At 54.7% G+C, this 17,505-nt stretch carries 18 protein-coding genes and 2 tRNA genes; 12 read left to right on the forward strand and 8 right to left on the reverse strand.

Annotated features, from left to right (window positions below):
* Positions 1-249 precede the first annotated feature (249 nt).
* The 6 genes from ACQG03_RS09585 (at position 250) to ACQG03_RS09610 (ending at position 4,923) form a co-directional block, all read left to right on the forward strand.
* Complete coding sequence (locus ACQG03_RS09585; RefSeq protein WP_023299939.1) at positions 250-1,272, forward strand: methionine ABC transporter ATP-binding protein; 1,023 nt, start codon at positions 250-252, stop codon at positions 1,270-1,272.
* Positions 1,265-1,933, forward strand: a complete 669-nt coding sequence (locus tag ACQG03_RS09590) for a methionine ABC transporter permease (protein WP_017384621.1) — start codon at positions 1,265-1,267, stop codon at positions 1,931-1,933. Before ACQG03_RS09585 ends, ACQG03_RS09590 begins: the two co-directional genes overlap by 8 nt.
* A gap of 23 nt (positions 1,934-1,956) precedes the next feature.
* Positions 1,957-2,769, forward strand: a complete 813-nt coding sequence (locus tag ACQG03_RS09595) for a MetQ/NlpA family ABC transporter substrate-binding protein (protein ID WP_003857677.1) — start codon at positions 1,957-1,959, stop codon at positions 2,767-2,769.
* Between the two features lie 108 nt (positions 2,770-2,877).
* Positions 2,878-3,087: a fumarate hydratase FumD gene (fumD, locus tag ACQG03_RS09600; protein ID WP_003857676.1), complete on the forward strand. Its 210-nt coding sequence runs from the start codon at positions 2,878-2,880 to the stop codon at positions 3,085-3,087.
* 111 nt (positions 3,088-3,198) lie between these two features.
* The gene (locus tag ACQG03_RS09605) at positions 3,199-3,372 is read left to right on the forward strand and encodes a hypothetical protein (RefSeq protein ID WP_426726157.1); all 174 of its coding nucleotides are present in this window, start codon (positions 3,199-3,201) and stop codon (positions 3,370-3,372) included.
* Between the two features lie 144 nt (positions 3,373-3,516).
* Positions 3,517-4,923, forward strand: coding sequence for a DUF1996 domain-containing protein (locus ACQG03_RS09610; protein ID WP_063163275.1), 1,407 nt, complete (start codon positions 3,517-3,519; stop codon positions 4,921-4,923).
* Between the two features lie 56 nt (positions 4,924-4,979).
* Here the strand turns inward: ACQG03_RS09610 and ACQG03_RS09615 are convergent, their stop codons facing one another.
* Positions 4,980-5,120, reverse strand: a complete 141-nt coding sequence (locus tag ACQG03_RS09615) for a hypothetical protein (protein WP_003857665.1) — start codon at positions 5,118-5,120, stop codon at positions 4,980-4,982.
* A 125-nt stretch (positions 5,121-5,245) separates the two neighbouring features.
* On the opposite strand from ACQG03_RS09615, the gene ACQG03_RS09620 reads away from it, so the two are divergent.
* Both ACQG03_RS09620 and ACQG03_RS09625 read left to right on the forward strand, forming a co-directional pair.
* Positions 5,246-6,028 carry a hypothetical protein gene (locus tag ACQG03_RS09620; RefSeq protein WP_063163276.1) on the forward strand — a complete coding sequence of 261 codons (783 nt, stop codon included), beginning with the start codon at positions 5,246-5,248 and terminating at the stop codon, positions 6,026-6,028.
* Positions 6,029-6,100: 72 nt separating this feature from the next.
* On the forward strand, positions 6,101-6,736 hold the full coding sequence (locus ACQG03_RS09625) for a carbonic anhydrase (protein WP_426726118.1): 636 nt from the start codon (positions 6,101-6,103) through the stop codon (positions 6,734-6,736).
* Between the two features lie 28 nt (positions 6,737-6,764).
* Here the strand turns inward: ACQG03_RS09625 and ACQG03_RS09630 are convergent, their stop codons facing one another.
* From ACQG03_RS09630 to mdtK, 4 genes are all read right to left on the reverse strand, one after another.
* Positions 6,765-8,360: an FAD-NAD(P)-binding protein gene (locus ACQG03_RS09630; RefSeq protein ID WP_063163277.1), complete on the reverse strand. Its 1,596-nt coding sequence runs from the start codon at positions 8,358-8,360 to the stop codon at positions 6,765-6,767.
* Between the two features lie 122 nt (positions 8,361-8,482).
* Positions 8,483-8,559: transfer RNA gene (locus ACQG03_RS09635), tRNA-Val, on the reverse strand.
* Positions 8,560-8,563: 4 nt separating this feature from the next.
* Positions 8,564-8,640 (reverse strand) — tRNA-Val (locus tag ACQG03_RS09640).
* 153 nt (positions 8,641-8,793) lie between these two features.
* On the reverse strand, positions 8,794-10,167 hold the full coding sequence (gene mdtK, locus ACQG03_RS09645) for an MdtK family multidrug efflux MATE transporter (protein WP_032622176.1): 1,374 nt from the start codon (positions 10,165-10,167) through the stop codon (positions 8,794-8,796).
* A gap of 225 nt (positions 10,168-10,392) precedes the next feature.
* Between mdtK and ACQG03_RS09650 the strand changes: the two genes are divergently transcribed.
* The gene (locus tag ACQG03_RS09650) at positions 10,393-11,034 is read left to right on the forward strand and encodes a riboflavin synthase (RefSeq protein ID WP_022647892.1); all 642 of its coding nucleotides are present in this window, start codon (positions 10,393-10,395) and stop codon (positions 11,032-11,034) included.
* Between the two features lie 30 nt (positions 11,035-11,064).
* Here ACQG03_RS09650 and cfa read toward each other — a convergent pair whose 3' ends face one another.
* Together cfa and punC are read right to left on the reverse strand one after the other, a co-directional pair.
* Positions 11,065-12,213 carry a cyclopropane fatty acyl phospholipid synthase gene (gene cfa, locus ACQG03_RS09655; RefSeq protein WP_022647893.1) on the reverse strand — a complete coding sequence of 383 codons (1,149 nt, stop codon included), beginning with the start codon at positions 12,211-12,213 and terminating at the stop codon, positions 11,065-11,067.
* Between the two features lie 298 nt (positions 12,214-12,511).
* Entirely contained in the window at positions 12,512-13,711 is a 1,200-nt protein-coding gene (gene punC / locus ACQG03_RS09660) for a purine nucleoside transporter PunC (RefSeq protein ID WP_023299943.1), read from the reverse strand.
* 113 nt (positions 13,712-13,824) lie between these two features.
* Here punC and punR point away from each other — a divergent pair, with 113 nt between their 5' ends.
* Positions 13,825-14,736 (forward strand): DNA-binding transcriptional activator PunR, encoded by a 912-nt coding sequence (gene punR, locus ACQG03_RS09665; protein ID WP_022647895.1) that lies wholly within the window; start codon positions 13,825-13,827, stop codon positions 14,734-14,736.
* 15 nt (positions 14,737-14,751) lie between these two features.
* Here punR and purR read toward each other — a convergent pair whose 3' ends face one another.
* Entirely contained in the window at positions 14,752-15,777 is a 1,026-nt protein-coding gene (gene purR, locus ACQG03_RS09670; protein WP_006809011.1) for an HTH-type transcriptional repressor PurR, read from the reverse strand.
* Between the two features lie 297 nt (positions 15,778-16,074).
* Here purR and ACQG03_RS09675 point away from each other — a divergent pair, with 297 nt between their 5' ends.
* Together ACQG03_RS09675 and ACQG03_RS09680 are read left to right on the forward strand one after the other, a co-directional pair.
* Complete coding sequence (locus ACQG03_RS09675) at positions 16,075-16,164, forward strand: YnhF family membrane protein (RefSeq protein WP_003857632.1); 90 nt, start codon at positions 16,075-16,077, stop codon at positions 16,162-16,164.
* 160 nt (positions 16,165-16,324) lie between these two features.
* The gene (locus tag ACQG03_RS09680; protein WP_063163278.1) at positions 16,325-17,491 is read left to right on the forward strand and encodes an MFS transporter; all 1,167 of its coding nucleotides are present in this window, start codon (positions 16,325-16,327) and stop codon (positions 17,489-17,491) included.
* Positions 17,492-17,505 lie beyond the last annotated feature (14 nt).

The raw sequence follows: 17,505 nt of genomic DNA on the forward strand, positions 1-17,505 counted from the left end.
GATGGCTATATCAGTACATAGTGCTGAAAAATTAACCAATTTCGTCGGATGAATGAGACCTGATATGCAAAAGGCAGATAATTATTGCAGATATTCATCTAAATGCTTTTCACCCGCCAGTTCGCTGCTTATTCCTCCGCATTATAAGAAATTCTTTTTTGGTCATTTAAAAGCTGATAACGGCTGTTTACTATCTTTTGGACATCCATACTGCTAAACCGCTATATGCGTAACGGATAACGAATAAGAATGATCGTACTCAGTAATATTTCGAAGGTTTTTGACAACGGGAAGCTGGCGCTGACAGCCGTTGATAACGTCAATTTGACGATAGAGCAGGGACAGATTTACGGGATCATTGGTTACAGCGGGGCCGGGAAAAGTACGCTTATCCGTCTGCTGAACGGTCTGGAAAAGCCCAGCGCCGGCAGCGTCACCATTAACGGTCAGGATATATCCGCCGCGAAGGGAGAAGCGCTGCGTCAGGCACGCCTGAAAATCAGCATGGTGTTCCAGCACTTTAATCTGCTCTGGTCGCGCACGGTGAAGGAAAACATCGCCTTTTCAATGCAAATTGCCGGTGTGCCAAAAGCGCAAATTCAGGCTCGCGTTGCCGAGCTGGTGGAGCTGGTCGGCCTGAAGGGGCGCGAGAATGCCTACCCGTCCCAGCTGAGCGGCGGGCAAAAACAGCGTGTGGGCATTGCCCGCGCGCTGGCCAATCATCCGGACGTACTGCTGTGTGACGAAGCCACCTCGGCGCTGGATCCGCAAACCACCGATCAGATCCTCGATCTGCTCCTGGACATTAACCGTCGTTTTAACCTGACCATCGTACTCATTACGCATGAGATGCATGTGGTGCGCAAAATCTGCGACCGCGTGGCGGTAATGGAGAACGGCAAGGTGGTGGAAGAGGGGGAGGTGCTGAGCGTGTTTACGCATCCTCAGCAGCCGATCACCCGGCAGTTTGTCCGCCAGGTGAGCCAGTACGCGGAGGAAGAGACCTTCAATACCGAACTGGCAAATGAGCTGGAGGGCGCGGTCATCAAGCTCACCTTCACCGGGCACAGCACGCACAGGCCGATCGTCGGTGAACTGACCCTGCGCTACGGCCTGCCGTTTAACATCCTGCACGGCAAAATGACGCAAACCGCCCACGGTGTTTTCGGGCAGCTCTGGGTGCACGTGGTGGCATCGGATGAACAACTGAACAATATCCTCGCCGACCTGAAGCAAAGCGATATTGAAGGCGAGGTAATCAAGCATGGCTGAAGAACTCTTTCCGCACCTGAAGTGGGATCAACTTTGGGCTGCAACCCAGGAGACGCTCTACATGACCGCGCTTTCCGGCGTGGCGACGTTTGTTCTGGGGATCGCGCTCGGTCTGGCGCTGTTTTTAACCGCCCGCGGCGGGTTATTCCACAACCGCACGGTCTACAGCGTGATGTCGATTGTGGTGAACGTGTTCCGCTCGATTCCGTTCATCATTCTCATTGTTCTGCTGATCCCGTTCACCAAGACCGTTGTGGGGACCATTCTCGGCGCTAACGCTGCGCTGCCCGCCCTGATTGTGGGCGCCGCGCCGTTCTACGCCCGTCTGGTCGAGATTGCCCTGCGGGAAGTGGATAAAGGGGTAATTGAAGCCACGCGTTCGATGGGCGCGCGGCTGAGCACGTTAGTGTTTCGGGTTTTACTGCCGGAATCTTCACCCGCACTGGTTTCAGGTATGACGGTGACGCTGATTGCGCTGGTGAGCTACAGCGCAATGGCGGGGGTGATAGGTGCCGGCGGTTTGGGAAATCTGGCTTATCTGGAGGGTTTCCAGCGCAACCATGGTGACGTCACGCTGGTGGCAACGGTGACCATTCTGATCATCGTGTTCATTATCCAGTTCTGCGGCGATGCCATTACTTCACTGTTAGATAAACGCTAATAAATACACACAGGAACCACATCATGAAAAAGACACTGACACTGATCGCCGCAGCCACCCTGAGCGCCCTGAGCTTTGCCTCCTGGGCGGACACGCTCACCGTGGGGGCGTCCAACACCCCGCACGCGGAAATTCTGGAGCAGGCTAAGCCGATTCTGGCAAAGCAGGGGATCGATCTGGAGATTAAACCGTTCCAGGACTACATTCTGCCAAACACGGCGCTGGCAGGGCATGACATTGATGCCAACTATTTCCAGCACATCCCTTACCTGAACAGCGTGCTTAAAGACCATGCGGGCGATAAGGATTATGATTTTGTCAGTGCAGGCGCAATCCACATTGAGCCGATCGGTATCTATTCAAAAAAATACAAATCGCTGAAGGATCTGCCGGAAGGCGGCAAAATCATCATGCGTGATGCGGTTTCCGAGGAAGGGCGTATTCTCTCCATCTTCGAAAAAGAGGGCGTGATCAAACTGAAGCCAGGCATCGATAAAGTGACCGCGCGCATCAGCGATATTGTGGAGAACCCGAAAAAGCTGCAATTCACCCCTAACGTCGAGGCATCTCTGCTGCCGCAGATGTACAACAACGACGAAGGTGCTGCGGTGGTGATCAACGCCAACTACGCAATTGATGCCGGTCTGGATCCGGTCCACGATCCAATTGCGGTTGAAAGCGGTGAGAATAACCCGTACGCCAACATCATTACCGTTCATCGCGGTGATGAGAAGAAGAAGGATATCGTCGCGCTGGTGAACGTGCTGCACTCCAAAGAGATTCAGGACTGGATCCGCACCAAATACAAAGGCGCGGTCATCCCGGTAAACAACTAATCGCCTGATTTTCCAGACGAAGCCCGGCGAACAACACGCCGGGCTTCTTTTTTGTATCCAGCCGACGAATGATTTAAGCTGACGGTTTAGGGCAACGGAGTGATGGCAATGGGCAATGTGACCAAAGACGAAGCGCTGTACCAGGAGATGTGTCGGGTGGTTGGCAAGGTCGTTCTGGAGATGCGTGACTTAGGGCAGGAGCCCAAGCATATCGTGATTGCCGGGGTACTGCGTACCGCGCTGGCGAACCAGCGCGTTAAGCGCAGTGAGTTGACCACCAAAGCGATGGAAACGGTGGTTAAAGCGCTGGCCGGTTAGGACGAAGCGTCTCGCGAGTTTTTCAGATCCCGCATATCAACAGTCATTATTGTTATTTCCTCTTCATGATGAAGGCGTGTTTAACTGAGTCCAGGTTAAGCGAGAAGGGTAATGACGATGAAAAAATGGATAAGCACGTTACGGCGGTTTTTTGCGCCCCGACCAGAGAATGCGGAGAACAGCGCGCAACGTGTTCTTGAGTCAATACTGCCTGTCGCCAGCCTCTATGGCGTGGACGTAGCCAACATCGACCCGGAGTGGTTCTATGTTAAAACGTCACGCTGAACTTCGCCGGACGCGCGAAATGTACTGGAATGAGCTGTGCGTGATGCGTGTAAAGTGAGAATGAAGAGAAAAATGCCCTGGCTAATCCTCGGTAAACGATAGCCGTTTTGTTACCACTATCTCCTTTCTCAGATGGAGATGATAATGAAACGGACAGTATTAACCCCCGCGCTTTCTGCCACCGTGCTATTGCTTGCCATGCAGGCGGCACACGCTGGTCCACAGGCGCATGTTGTATGCAGTTATTCCCATACCCTCGGCGATGATGCCATTATGATGTACGGCATGCCCAACGAGGCCATGCTGCACGATTTTTTTGGTAACGTGCAAACGGATGCTTACTCCAGCCGTGAATCGCTGCGTACCCAGGAAAAGACCACCTGCGATAACAAAGCAGACAGCTCGGCCTACTGGGCTCCGTCGCTAAAATTACCGGACGGAACGGTGGTCAAACCCGCCTATCAAAAAACCTATTATCAGGCATCGAACGTTGACGCCTGGCCACTGCACCCGTTCCCGGCGGGGCTGTCGCTGCTGGCGGGCGATCATCACGGCACCGCGCCAAATCCACATATCACCTTTTTATGCGCCAACGGCAAGGGCTACACCACCAGAACGGGTGAAGTCTGCGGTTTACGCAAGGCGAAGGATGCCGTGCAGTTTAATATCGGCATTCAGTTCCCGAACTGCTGGGACGGGGTCAACCTGAAGCCCGCCCACGGCCTGGCTAACGCCACCTACGATACGAAAGGACAGTGTCCGTCCGCCTTCTCGGTGAAGATCCCGACGGTGAACATGAATATTGCGTACGTGCTTCCGACAATTAGCTCTCTGGATACCAGTAAAGTCCAGCTTTCCCTCGACCCCACCATGCATGGCAGTGAACGTGAAGAGCGATGGGGGAGCCTGTATACGGCGCATGCTGACTTCATGAACGGCTGGACGGAAGATGCCGCGCGCTTTATGACCGACCTGTGCATGAACCGCGGAATGGATTGCGGCACCACCGTGCCGTATGGTTATTCAAAAGCGAAGGCCAACGTCTGGCTCAGCAGCATGGAACCCGCACTTTCACAGCCCGATCCCCAGGTCTTACTGGTGCAGGACAACTGGAAGAACGGCGGAAGGACGAAAAACAGCGAAACATTGTCGCTGGTGAAGTTCAACATCCCTCCGCTGCCTGCCGGACAGGATCCTGCCCAGTTTAAATACCGCGTGAGAATTTATGGCGGGAAAGTGGAAACCAACGGCGCGGATCAAATCTTCTTCTATCCGGCGAGCAACGACTGGGATCCGGCCACCGTGAGCTGGCATTCACGGCCGCGCTGCAACTATCGCTCGGATGCGGTGCTTTACCTGAACCACTCCCGCGAATACCGGATGGTGGATGTCGATAAAGCGGTACGCAAGGCGCTGGCAGAAGGGAAAACTGAAATTTCGTGGTATATCGGCGGCGATCGTCAGGGAAACCACTATCAGTTTGAGACGGGGTCATCTCAACAAAGCCTGATCCTGATGCTGACCGGGTTTAGCAAAACGCCGGAGATCTGATAGCGGGTAGCAAATGTATTCATAAAAAAAGCACCGGGGAGCCCGGTGCTTTTTCTTCAGATCTTGCAGGCATCGCCGCAGTCGTCATCGGCGACAATCGCCTGGGCTTTTTTATCCGCATCGTCGAGACGTTCCGCGTTGCGCTCTTCTGCTTCATCCAGCCCGTTAAAGACTAAGTTATCGAGATCAATTTCCATGTGCCACCTGCGTTATTCAGTTTTTGATACTGGCACAGTATAAGTCAAAAAAAGCGGGCCAGGCACCCCTCAGCACATATGGATAATCCCTGCCATACTCAGTCCTTTATTGCTGAGGAAAGCCGATGATTACACTCTGTAAAACCTGCGGTACCGCTTACGATGAACAGCCCAAAAACTGCCCGATTTGCGACGATGAGCGCCAGTATGTCCCGGTGACGGGCCAGGCATGGACGGACTTCGACAGCCTTACGACCACGCACACCAACAAATGGCAACAGCTGGAGCCACAGCTGTTCAGCATCAAAACCGTTCCCGCTTTTGCCATCAACCAGCGGGCGCTTCTGCTGAGTACGCCGCAGGGCAATGTTCTGTGGGACTGCATCGCTAACCTCGATCCGGCGACCAGAGCGTTAATTGACGCGCTCGGGGGCATCAGCGCGATCGCGATTTCGCACCCGCATTACTACACCACCATGCAGGAGTGGGCCGCCGCGTTTAACGCGCCGATCTACCTGCACGCCAGCGATCGGCAGTGGGTGATGCGTGACAGTCCGGCGATACGCTTCTGGGAGGATGACGCCCTGGAGATTTTGCCGTCGGTGACGCTGCTGCGTCTGGGCGGGCATTTTGCAGGCGGCACGGTGCTGCACTGGCAGTCAGGCGACGGCGTGCTGCTGGCCGGTGATATTATGCAGGTTACGCCTGGTAAGGACGCCGTGTCGTTTATGTGGAGTTATCCGAATATGCTGCCGCTGCCTGCCCGCACCGTTGAGGCGGTGATCGGTCGACTGACCGGGAAAACGTACCAGCGACTGTACGGGGCCTTTGAAGGGCAAAACATCCCGGCGAACGCAGATGAGATTGTGCAGCGGTCGGGCCAGAAATATATTGCTTGTCTCCGCTAAGGCACGGTGGTTAAATTTTACGAGTGTGATCACGATCATACCTAAACTAAAACAGATAAAAGAGAAATGGCTATGCAACATATCATTGAAGGTTTTCTCAGCTTTCAAAAAGAGATTTTCCCGCAACGTAAAGAGCTTTTTCGTAGTTTAGCGTCCAGTCAGAATCCCAAAGCGCTGTTTATCTCCTGCTCCGACAGCCGTCTGGTTCCGGAACTGGTCACGCAGCAGGAGCCAGGACAGCTCTTTGTCATTCGAAACGCGGGCAACATTGTGCCACCGTTCGGGCCGGAGCCTGGCGGTGTCTCTGCAACCATCGAATACGCGGTAGTGGCCCTTGGCGTGACCGATATTGTTATTTGCGGCCACTCCAACTGCGGCGCGATGAAGGCGATTGCTGACAACGCCGATCTGGAGCCGATGCCAGCCGTTTCCCACTGGCTGCGCTATTCTGATGCGGCAAAAGCGGTGGTTGAGAAGAAAACCTGGGATCAGCCAATCGATAAAGTGAATGCGATGGTGCAGGAGAACGTCTTTGCTCAGCTGAGCAACATCAAGACCCATCCGTCGGTGGCGGTAGGCCTGCGCAACAACGCCATTCGCCTGCACGGCTGGGTGTATGATATTGAAAGCGGCAAAATCCTTGCCCTGGACAAGAACACTAAATCCTTCGCGTCGTTGTCGGAAAACCCGGAAGTCTTCTTCGAGTAATCCGACACCGCAGGGCAGGGAAGCCCTGTTAAAACTCCATGAAAGGTAATTTTCGTCGCACGCCCGACGCAGGATTCCCCGCCGCTTTCGCCATCGCTTTACCAATTTCAGCGCACTCAGACAAACCCTGAACAAACGGATGATCGTGCATCAGCCAGGGGATCGCCCCAAAAGCGATACGTCCGCGCAGAGACGCAGGTGACAGCAACGTGTAGTCTTCCCCCACGTCCGGTATCTCATCCCCCGTTTCCTCAAGCTGTTTGCGCAGCGTCGGGAAGGGAATATCCTTATTTCTGAGCGGTTTCTGCCCGCGGGCATCGATAAAGACGTCGAAGCGATAACGCTTTTCTTTCGTGGTGATGACGGTCTGATCGCTGCCGATATCCAGGTCGTAATCATCACCGAGTGCGACTACGCTAATGATCCCTGCCTCGCGCAGTGCCAGTAACCGGCGGATAGACTGCGGTGGAATGGCGGCATAGTTATCAATAAACACACGCTCCAGCCCGGATTTAAACCGTTCTCTGTCACGTTCATTGAGTGAAGGGACAATGGCCTGAACTACTTCATGCAGACGAAGCACGGTATAGCGCCAGGCAACGGTGCGTTTCTCGCACTTATTGCGCTCCACTTCTTTCAGATTCGCTTCGGCCCAGGTGAAAGGACCATGCTTTTTACGATCCTCAAACCAGACATCACGAAGCGTGTCAGCATTCAGCGTGCCGATCGTTATCGCCTGGCACCAGCGCGGATCGGCCAGCTCAAGCTCTTTCACCATCAGCGCAAAGATGCGGTCAAGCAGCCCGTCAGGGCCTTTGGCAATTTCGCTTTCTGCCACAGACTCCGTTAACACCGACAGCGGTTCATAAGGGATAGGGCAGTAAAAGTCGGCCTCCGGGAGAACGCCCGAGCGGGACATCAGCGTGATGTTTAGCCCCTCACTACCTTTATTGACAACGAACTGCTCCCCGCTAAACCGACCATGCTGCATTACTACCGCCATAGCAGCGTCCAGTCCGCTGAGGGAGGTACCCATAATCCCCACCTCACAGGCTCGGATATCCGCGTCCATCAGCCCCGACCATGGGCTTGGGAAATAGTCGCGGGTGGATTCATCTTCATCAGGCCAGACGTGACCGGTGGCGACCACTGCAAGATCAAACCGCCTTGAGAAAGGGGCATCGTTCACTGACAGGGCCACGCCGTCTGCATCAGCCTTAATATCAGTGACTTCTGCGTTGGGGTGAACCTCGATATGAAACCCAGCCTTTTTCGCCTCGGCAACGACGGCGAGAAAGCGGTCGTGAAAATATTCACCCAGCAGAATACGCGGCAGAAACTGCCGGTCATTCAGTCTGTCTTTGTCGACGTTATAGCGGGCAAGATGGGCTTCACTCTGCTGTTTGAGCCAGTCGAGGTAGCTGATAAAAATGGGCGGGATTTCGATACTGGCGATATTCGCCAGCATCAGCCGGGAGTTATCCTCGTCGCTGTAGGGCATCCCTACGCCGGGTTGGTCTGCTTTTTCGAACACGGTGATCGACAGCGGTGCTGCGTTGTTAAGAAGTGAGTAAAAGGTGTAAATCCCTGTTGGGCCTGAGCCGATAATGGCGATTTTTTTCATCGAAAGCGTTCCTGCGTTTCTGAACCATAGAATAAGCGTAGCAGGAGAAAGGTTAAGTCATTCAATGAAGGGAAAAATTAAGACGTTCAGAAGAGGATTTTTGCACCATTTCAGGACTGAAATGGTGCGTCCGAGTGGACTCGAACCACCGACCCCCACCATGTCAAGGTGGTGCTCTAACCAACTGAGCTACGGACGCAGAATGGTGCGTTCAATTGGACTCGAACCAACGACCCCCACCATGTCAAGGTGGTGCTCTAACCAACTGAGCTATGAACGCATTGTGTTGTCGGTGACAACGGGGACGAATATTAGCGGCACAGCCCCAAGGTGGCAAGAGGGAAAATGCATTTTTCTCTCTGATTTCACGCGATTGCTTCATTACCGCGCAAAGTGAAGAGAAAATAGCCGCCAGCCGGCGGCTACAGGGTCATTAACGCGCAGCGCGTTGCAAAATTACCGCAGACGACTGACGTTGCAGGAAGCGCATGCGCAGCATCATCATAATGGCTGCAGACGTTAAGCCGATGATAAAGCCCATCCAGAATCCGGCTGGCCCCATGCGATCCACCACCAGATCCGTGAGCGCCAGAATATACCCACTCGGCAGGCCCAGAACCCAGTAAGCGATAAAGGTGATAAAGAAGATGGAACGCGTATCTTTATACCCACGCAGCACGCCGCTGCCAATTACCTGGATGGAGTCAGAGATCTGGTAAATGGCCGCAAGCAGCATCAAATGCGAGGCCAGGGTCACTACTTCCGGGTTGTCGTTATAGAGCAGGGCAATTTGCTCACGCAACAGCACGGTAAAGAGCGCGGTACAGACTGCCATGCAGACGCCGACGCCCAGCCCGGTGCGGGCTGCCGTTTGCGCATCCAGCGTCGAGCCTTGCCCCAGACGGAAGCCCACGCGAATCGTCACCGCAGCAGCCAGGGACATCGGCAGGACGAACATCAAAGAGCTGAAGTTCAGGGCGATCTGGTGGCCTGCCACGTCAATAATCCCTAACGGCGAGACCAGCAGGGCGACAACGGCAAACAGCGTCACTTCAAAGAACAGCGCCAGCGCAATGGGCAGACCCAGTTGGGTAAGGCGGCTCATCATCGACCAGTCAGGCGTGCTAAAGGCGGTGTCGTTACGAATGTCGCGCATGGATCGCGCATGTTTAACGTAGGTGAGCATACAGCCGAACATCACCCAGTACACCGCAGCCGTCGCCACGCCACAGCCCACGCCGCCGAGTTCCGGCATGCCAAAATGACCGTAGATGAAGATGTAGTTCACGGGAATGTTCACCAGCAAGCCGATAAAGCCCATCACCATGCCCGGCTTGGTTTTTGCCAGCCCTTCACACTGGTTACGAGCCACCTGGAAGAAGAGATAACCGGGCGCGCCCCAGAGCAAGGCGCGCAGATAACCGACTGCTTTATCTGCCAGCGCCGGGTCGATATTATGCATGGCGCGAATAATATACCCGGCGTTCCACAGGACGATCATAATCAGGACGGAGACACCCCCGGCCAGCCAGAAGCCCTGGCGCACCTGATGGGCTACGCGGTCGCGTCGACCGGAGCCGTTAAGCTGCGCGATAACGGGCGTCAGCGCCAGCAGCAGGCCGTGACCAAACAGAATGGCCGGGAGCCAGATTGAGGTTCCGATCGCCACGGCGGCCATATCGGTGGCGCTGTAACCACCGGCCATTACCGTATCCACAAATCCCATTGCGGTTTGGGCTACCTGCGCGACGATCACCGGTATGGCCAGTGCCAATAACTGACGCGCTTCGATCATATACTTCTGCACGTGAACACCTTTGTATTGTAGTTATTTGAGAGACTAAAAAGGCCGCCGTTACTGGCAGCAAGAAGAAAAAACAGAGGGATGCCAGCTATTGTAGCGGGGTTTAACTAATTATCTAGTGAAAAAATCGCCAGAAATTGCGCATCACTGGCAACCTGTTTTTTCAACTGTTATTGTGGTGGGATTATACGGTGTCATCGCCGTTCGGAATGAACAGGAGCTGTAAGCATGTTTACTGGTATTGTGCAGGGCACTGCCAAAGTGGTGTCCATTGATGAAAAACCGAATTTCCGCACTCACGTAGTTGAGCTGCCTGAATATATGCTCGACGGCATTGAAACCGGGGCGTCGATAGCGCATAACGGCTGCTGCCTGACGGTGACCGAAATTAACGGTAACCAGATAAGCTTTGATTTAATGAAAGAGACGCTGCGCATCACTAACCTGGGTGAGCTGGTGGTGGGGGATACCGTCAACGTTGAACGTGCGGCGAAATTCAGCGATGAGATTGGCGGGCATCTGATGTCGGGCCATATTATGACCACCGCAGAAGTGGCGAAAATCGTGACCTCGGAAAATAACCGTCAAATCTGGTTTAAGGTGCAGGATCCGTCATTAATGAAATACATCCTTTATAAAGGATTTATTGGCATCGATGGGATTAGTCTGACCGTCGGTGAAGTGACGCCAACGCGTTTTTGCGTGCATTTAATTCCTGAAACGCTGCAACGTACTACGCTTGGCGCAAAAAAACTGGGGCAGCGCGTAAATATCGAAATTGATCCGCAGACCCAGGCGGTCGTGGATACCGTTGAGCGCGTGCTGGCGGCGAAAGAGGCGGCGATAATAAAGGCCGTGGAAGAAGAATAAAAAATAACCCCGGGTAACCGGGGTTATTTTTCAGCGGGCCACGCGCAGGCCGTGCTCAATCCCACGACTAAACACCACCTGCCACAGCTGTATATCCCGCGCGCGGAACGCACCCGCGCAGGCATTAAGATAATAGCTGAACATCCGTTTGAATCGTTCCGAATAGTTGTCGGCGATTTCAGGCCATGCAGCCTGGAAACGTTCATGCCAGGCCATCAGCGTGGTGTCGTAATCTGCGCCGAAGTTATGCCAGTCTTCCACAATAAAATGCGGTTCGCTGGCGTTCGCAATCTGGCGAACAGAGGGTAAACAACCATTCGGGAAGATATATTTGTTGATCCAGGGATCCACATTGTTATCGGTGCGTTTAGAGCCGATGGTGTGTAGCAGGAAAATTCCGTCAGGCTTCAGGTTATGGTCGGCGACGTCGAAATAAGTCTTGTAGTTCTTTGGCCCCACGTGCTCGAACATACCCACGGAAACAATCCGATCGAACTGCTCATTCAGGTCGCGGTAATCCTGAAGCCGAATATCGACATCCAGACCCAGACACCGTTCCTGTGCCATCTTCTGCTGTTCAGCTGAAATCGTGACGCCGACTACGCTGACACCGTAATGTTTCGCCATAAACCAGGCAAGGCCGCCCCAACCACAGCCGATGTCCAGCACGCGCATGCCGGGCTGCAACTGCAACTTATCGCAAATCAGCTGTAGCTTATCCTGCTGCGCCTCTTCCAGGGTTGTCGCTTTTTTCCAGTATCCGCAGGAGTACTGCATTAACGGGTCGAGCATACGGCTAAACAGATCGTTGCCCAGGTCATAATGCTCTTTACCGACGATCCACGCGCGCTTTTTACTTTGCAGATTGAAAAGGCGGGCGGAGGCGATACGTAACGTATCTTTGAAATGACGAGGGAGCTGATTTTCAAGACCGGCGCGTAAAACGCTGGAGAAGAACATATCCAGCCGCTCACACTCCCACCAGCCGTCCATATAGCTTTCACCCAGCCCTAACGATCCCTCCTGTAACACGCGTTTGAAAAAATCGGGATGTTTAATCTGGGGGTCGGAGGGGGATGAGCCATTAATCGTAATGCCCGCACGTCCCAACAGTTCACTGACGATCCGGGACCAGTTATCGTCCGGAACGCTGACTTCTTCTATACACGATGAACTCATAGCTTCTCCATCACCTTGCTGTGATCAGAACCTTAAAACAGCGTAGACGCTTTTTTGGTTTGTGAGAAATCTCACGGTAAATGCCCGCGAGGCTAATATCCGACGTAGAACAGAGGAAGGGAGATAACCCTTGCCGAAATGCCTTCCATGGTAAAACGGGAGCGCTCCGGCTCCCGTTAACACTTAATATTTATCGTATTTAATCGAACCAAATTCAGTATAGGCCGCAAAATTTGGTGATTCAACAGAAAATTGTTAGCAACCTAATCACTGGTTTTTAACATAGTTTCCCGCGTAATCAGGCGTGCGACGTTTCTGTCTGCGCGTTTTCACTCTGCTCGCGATGGGCGGAGGACTGCATGCGATAACCCAATCCTGCCAGCACAACGGTGACCAGCATCACGCTGGTGGTGGTGAGCAGCGGGGTTGCAATCAACGCAGAGACCACGAGACTTGCCAGGAAGCACAGGCCAAGTTGCAGGGTATTTTGCAGCGCGGCAGCGCGGCCTGTCGCCTGCGGGAATGGACGCAGCGCCTGGGCTACAACGATAGGGTAGATGGCCCCGTTAGCGATCGCCATGACGCAGAACGGAATCAAAATTTCTGCAAGCCCGGCGCCGGGAATAAAGCCGACAGCCCAGGTCGCAATCACGCTTAGCGCATACAGCACCAGCAGCCAGGGCAGCATCTGCTGGCCTTCCCATTTTTGCAGCGCGGCGCGACAGCCATAGCCACCCACCAGGAAGGCGATGGTCTGTGGTACATAGCTCAGGCCGATAGCCGCCGGGCTGTAGCCCATGTCATGCAAAATGAACGGTGAACCGGTAAGCCAGGCAAAGAAGCTGGCAGAGCAGGCGGCATAAATCAGCACGTTACCGCGATAGGCTTTCGACCGCAGTAAAGAGGTAAAGGTGATGGGCTTCGCGTCCGGATGCGTCTCTTTTTTATGCGCAGGTTTAAGCCCGAACGCGGGCAGCATCAGGACCAGCGTGATCGCAAAGAGCGTGGCGAAAATGGCCTGCCAGTCGAAATGCGCCAGGATCCAGCTGCCCAGCAGCGGAGCGAGCGCCGGAGACAGGCCGACCAGCGGCATGATGGTGGCGAAAATGCGGTTAGTGCGTGAGGCGGGGTAGTAATCGGTCACCAGCGCCTGCCAGGTGACCGCTGCGGCACAGACGCCGACCGCCTGAATAAAGCGCAATACCAATAACCAGGCGGCATCGCGGACCCACAGCATGCCCAGACAGCCTACGGCAAAAATCGCCAGTCCCAGCAACAGGACGGGCTTACGGCCAAAACGATCAGAGAGCGGTCCCCAGAGTAGTTGCGCAAAAGCAAAGCCGGCGAGGAACAAACTCAAACTGGCGCTGATGGCGGCGGCAGGGGTTTGCAAATCTTCCTGCATCGCGGCGAAGGCGGGCAGATACATGTCGGTCGCCAAAAAGCCCAGCACGCTTAAGCCGCCGAGCCAGACTAAAAATCCTTTCCTGGGTTGCACTGTTTTTTCTCCTGAGGAGGCAGGTGTACGTTGGCGCAGAGTGTAGGGAGTGCAAAGCGGCTTGTGAAACGCTAATATTTGGTGGGTGCATTCAAAAAATTTGCAGGCTAAAGATGTGGTCAGATTATTCCCTTGAAGTGGTTGATGCCGTGGCGCGTAACGGCAGCTTTACTGGTGCCGCCCAGGAGTTGCACCGCGTTCCCTCGGCTATCAGCTATACGGTGCGCCAGCTGGAAGCGTGGCTGGCAGTCCCGCTGTTCGAGCGGCGTCATCGCGACGTGGAGCTCACGCCTGCCGGCGCGTGGTTTTTGAAGGAAGGCCGGTCTGTTATCAAAAAAATGCAGATCACCCGTGAGCAGTGCCAGCAGATCGCCAACGGCTGGCGCGGACATCTCGCTATCGCGGTGGATAACATCGTTAAGCCGGAACGGACCCGGCAGATGATCGTCGATTTCTATCGTCATTTTTCCGACGTCGAACTGCGTGTGTCGCAGGAAGTGTTCAACGGCGTATGGGATGCGCTGGCGGACGGCAGGGCGGAGATGGCGATTGGTGCAACCCAGGCGATCCCGGTTGGCGGGCGCTACGCGTTTCGCGACATGGGCATGCTGAGCTGGACCTGCGTGGTCGCGCGCGATCACCCGCTGGCGGCGCTGGACGGGCCGCTGAGTGATGACACCTTACGCAACTGGCCCTCGCTGGTGCTGGAAGATACCTCCCGCTCGCTGCCCAAGCGCATTACCTGGCTGCTGGATAATCAGCGCCGCGTGGTTGCGCCGGACTGGGAGTCGTCAGCCACCTGTCTGAGCGCGGGGCTGTGCGTTGGCATGGTGCCGGTGCATTTTGCGCGCCCGCGCATCGACGCGGGAGAGTGGGTGGCTCTGACGCTGGAAAACCCTTTCCCGGATGCTGCATGCTGTCTGACGTGGCAGCAAAACGACGTCTCGCCCGCCATGGCCTGGCTGCTGGATTATCTGGGAGACAGCGAAACGCTGAACCGGGAGTGGTTGCGGGGACCAGCGTAGCTGGCCCCGTAGAGATTAACGTCGGTAGTCGCGGAACGGACCGTCGGCAACGGAACGGCGTTCAATCAGGCGCGGGTGGACTTCAATGGACTGGGACTGTTCTCGCTTGTTGACGATCCTGTCCATCAGCATATTGAAGGCCGTTTCACCCAGCGAATCTTTCGGCTGGTGAATGGTGGTCAGCGCCGGGGTAAAGAAACGGGCGTTGCGCACGTTGTCATAGCCGATCACCGAGATGTCCTGCGGAACGCGCAGGCCGAGTTCATCCGCCGCGCAGAGCGCGCCCATTGCCATGATATCGCCGCCGCAGAACACAGCGGTAGGGCGATGCGGCTGGGAGACGATCTGCTGCATGGCGCGATAGCCCGACTCCGGCTCGAAATCGCCCTGGACAATCCAGTTTTCTGGCACGGTAATCAGCGCCTCTTCCATCGCTTTCATGAAACCGGCCAGACGGCCAGCACCGGTGTTACGCTCCAGCGGGCCCGGGATCACGCCAATTTCACGATGCCCGCGTTCTACCAGATAACGCCCGGCCATGTAGCCGCCTTCAAAGGCGTTATCAATAACAGAGTCGGTGAAGTCTGCGCGCGCCTCGCCCCAGTCCATCACTACCATCGGAATGTGGCGATACTCTTCCAGCATGGAAAGCACCGACTCAGGGTATTCAGAACACATGACCAGCAGGCCGTCGACGCGCTTTTGCGCCATCATCGACAGGTAAGCGCGCTGTTTTTCAATGTTGTTCCACGCGTTGCCCAGAATCAGGGTATAGCCTTTCTGAAAGCAGTTTTTTTCAACGGCTTCGATGATTTCAGCAAAGTAAGCCGCTTCACTGCTGGTGGCCAGCAGGCCAATCGATTTGGTGTGATTAACCTTCAGGCTACGGGCGACCGCACTTGGCGAGTAGTGCAGTTCTTTGATTGCTGCCCAAACGGCATTACGCGTCTCTTCTGCGACGAAACGCGTTTTGTTAATAACATGTGATACGGTTGTAGTGGAAACGTTTGCGCGTTTTGCTACGTCTTTAATTGTTGCCATTAAATGTCACTCCAGACCATATCCTAAGCTCCTGAAAAAAATGAAGGTAAACGTTTGCCTTCTCTCACCCTTATTACGCAAACATGAGTTGCGACACGCCGGGAAAACGACACAGGACGTCAGGAGGGGGTCAGTGGCCGGTACGCTAATAAATTTAGCGTGGAATTTTGTCCTATCTTGATGAAAAGGGGAAGAGGTAAAGTGGATATCCGTTTAAATCCTGGAAGATTTTTGACCTGAACTGTGTAAAAATGAGCAAGCTCACTTTTCGTAGGGTGAATAAAAGGAGAAAAATTGATGAGTACCGATCTGAAGTTTTCGCTGTTTACCACCATTGTTGTTCTTGCCCTGATTGTTGCGGGTGGTTTAACCGCTGCGCTGCACTGATTTAGGTGGAGGGAGAGTCTTCTCCCTCCCTTGCCGCTATTGTTACCTCTCCGGCAAAAATCTTTTGCCAAAATGTTAACTTCTCATTTTTTGTGATTGATGTCATGCTTTTGCCTTCTTAGTCTGTGCCGGGTAACGGCACGGTATCCGGAGTCTTTTCATGAAAATCAATTTTCCCCTGCTGGCCCTGGCGATTGGCGCTTTTGGGATTGGCACCACTGAATTCTCCCCGATGGGGTTATTGCCTGTTATCGCCCGGGGTGTGGACGTCTCTATCCCTGCGGCCGGTATGTTGATTAGCGCCTATGCGATCGGCGTGATGGTGGGCGCACCGCTGATGACGCTGCTGCTTTCGCACCGCGCGCGACGCAATGCGCTGATTTTCCTGATGGCAATTTTTACTCTCGGAAATGTGCTTTCCGCGATTTCGCCGGATTACACCACGCTGATGCTTTCTCGTATTCTGACCAGCCTGAACCACGGCGCTTTCTTCGGGCTGGGCTCGGTTGTTGCCGCAAGCGTAGTGCCAAAACATAAGCAGGCCAGCGCGGTAGCCACTATATTTATGGGCCTCACCATCGCTAATATCGGCGGCGTTCCCGCTGCCACCTGGCTGGGAGAAGCCATCGGCTGGCGTATGTCTTTCCTCGCAACCGCCGGACTGGGCGTGGTCGCGATGGTCGCGCTGTTCTTCTCGCTGCCGAAAGGAAGTGCCGGTGAGCGTCCGGAAGTACGTAAAGAGCTGGCGGTGCTGATGCGTCCTCAGGTGTTGTCCGCGCTGCTCACCACGGTGCTGGGGGCAGGGGCGATGTTTACGCTCTACACCTATATCTCCCCGGTGCTGCACGACATTACCCACGCAACGCCACTCTTTGTTACCGCGATGCTGGTGCTGATTGGTGTCGGGTTCTCGATTGGCAACTATCTCGGCGGGAAATTTGCAGATCGCTCCGTCAGCGGGACGCTGAAAGGTTTTTTAACGCTGCTGATTGTCATCATGGTGGCGATCCCGTGGCTGGCACGTAACGAAGTGGGTGCCGCGATTGCCATGGTGGTGTGGGGCGCCGCAACCTTTGCCGTGGTGCCGCCGTTGCAGATGCGCGTGATGCGCGTTGCGCATGAGGCGCCGGGGCTCTCATCATCCGTGAATATCGGTGCGTTTAACCTGGGAAATGCGCTGGGAGCCGCAGCGGGTGGGGCGGTGATTTCGGGTGGTTTGGGTTACAGCTTTGTGCCGGTGATGGGGGCGATCATTGCCGCACTCGGCTTGCTGCTGGTGTTGATGTCCGGGCGTAAACAGCCAGAAGCGGTGTGTACGGCGGAATAAATAAAAACGCAGAA

The sequence above is a fragment of the Enterobacter cloacae complex sp. 342H5 genome (assembly GCF_050030905.1).
In the GTDB taxonomy this organism is placed as follows: domain Bacteria; phylum Pseudomonadota; class Gammaproteobacteria; order Enterobacterales; family Enterobacteriaceae; genus Enterobacter; species Enterobacter intestinihominis.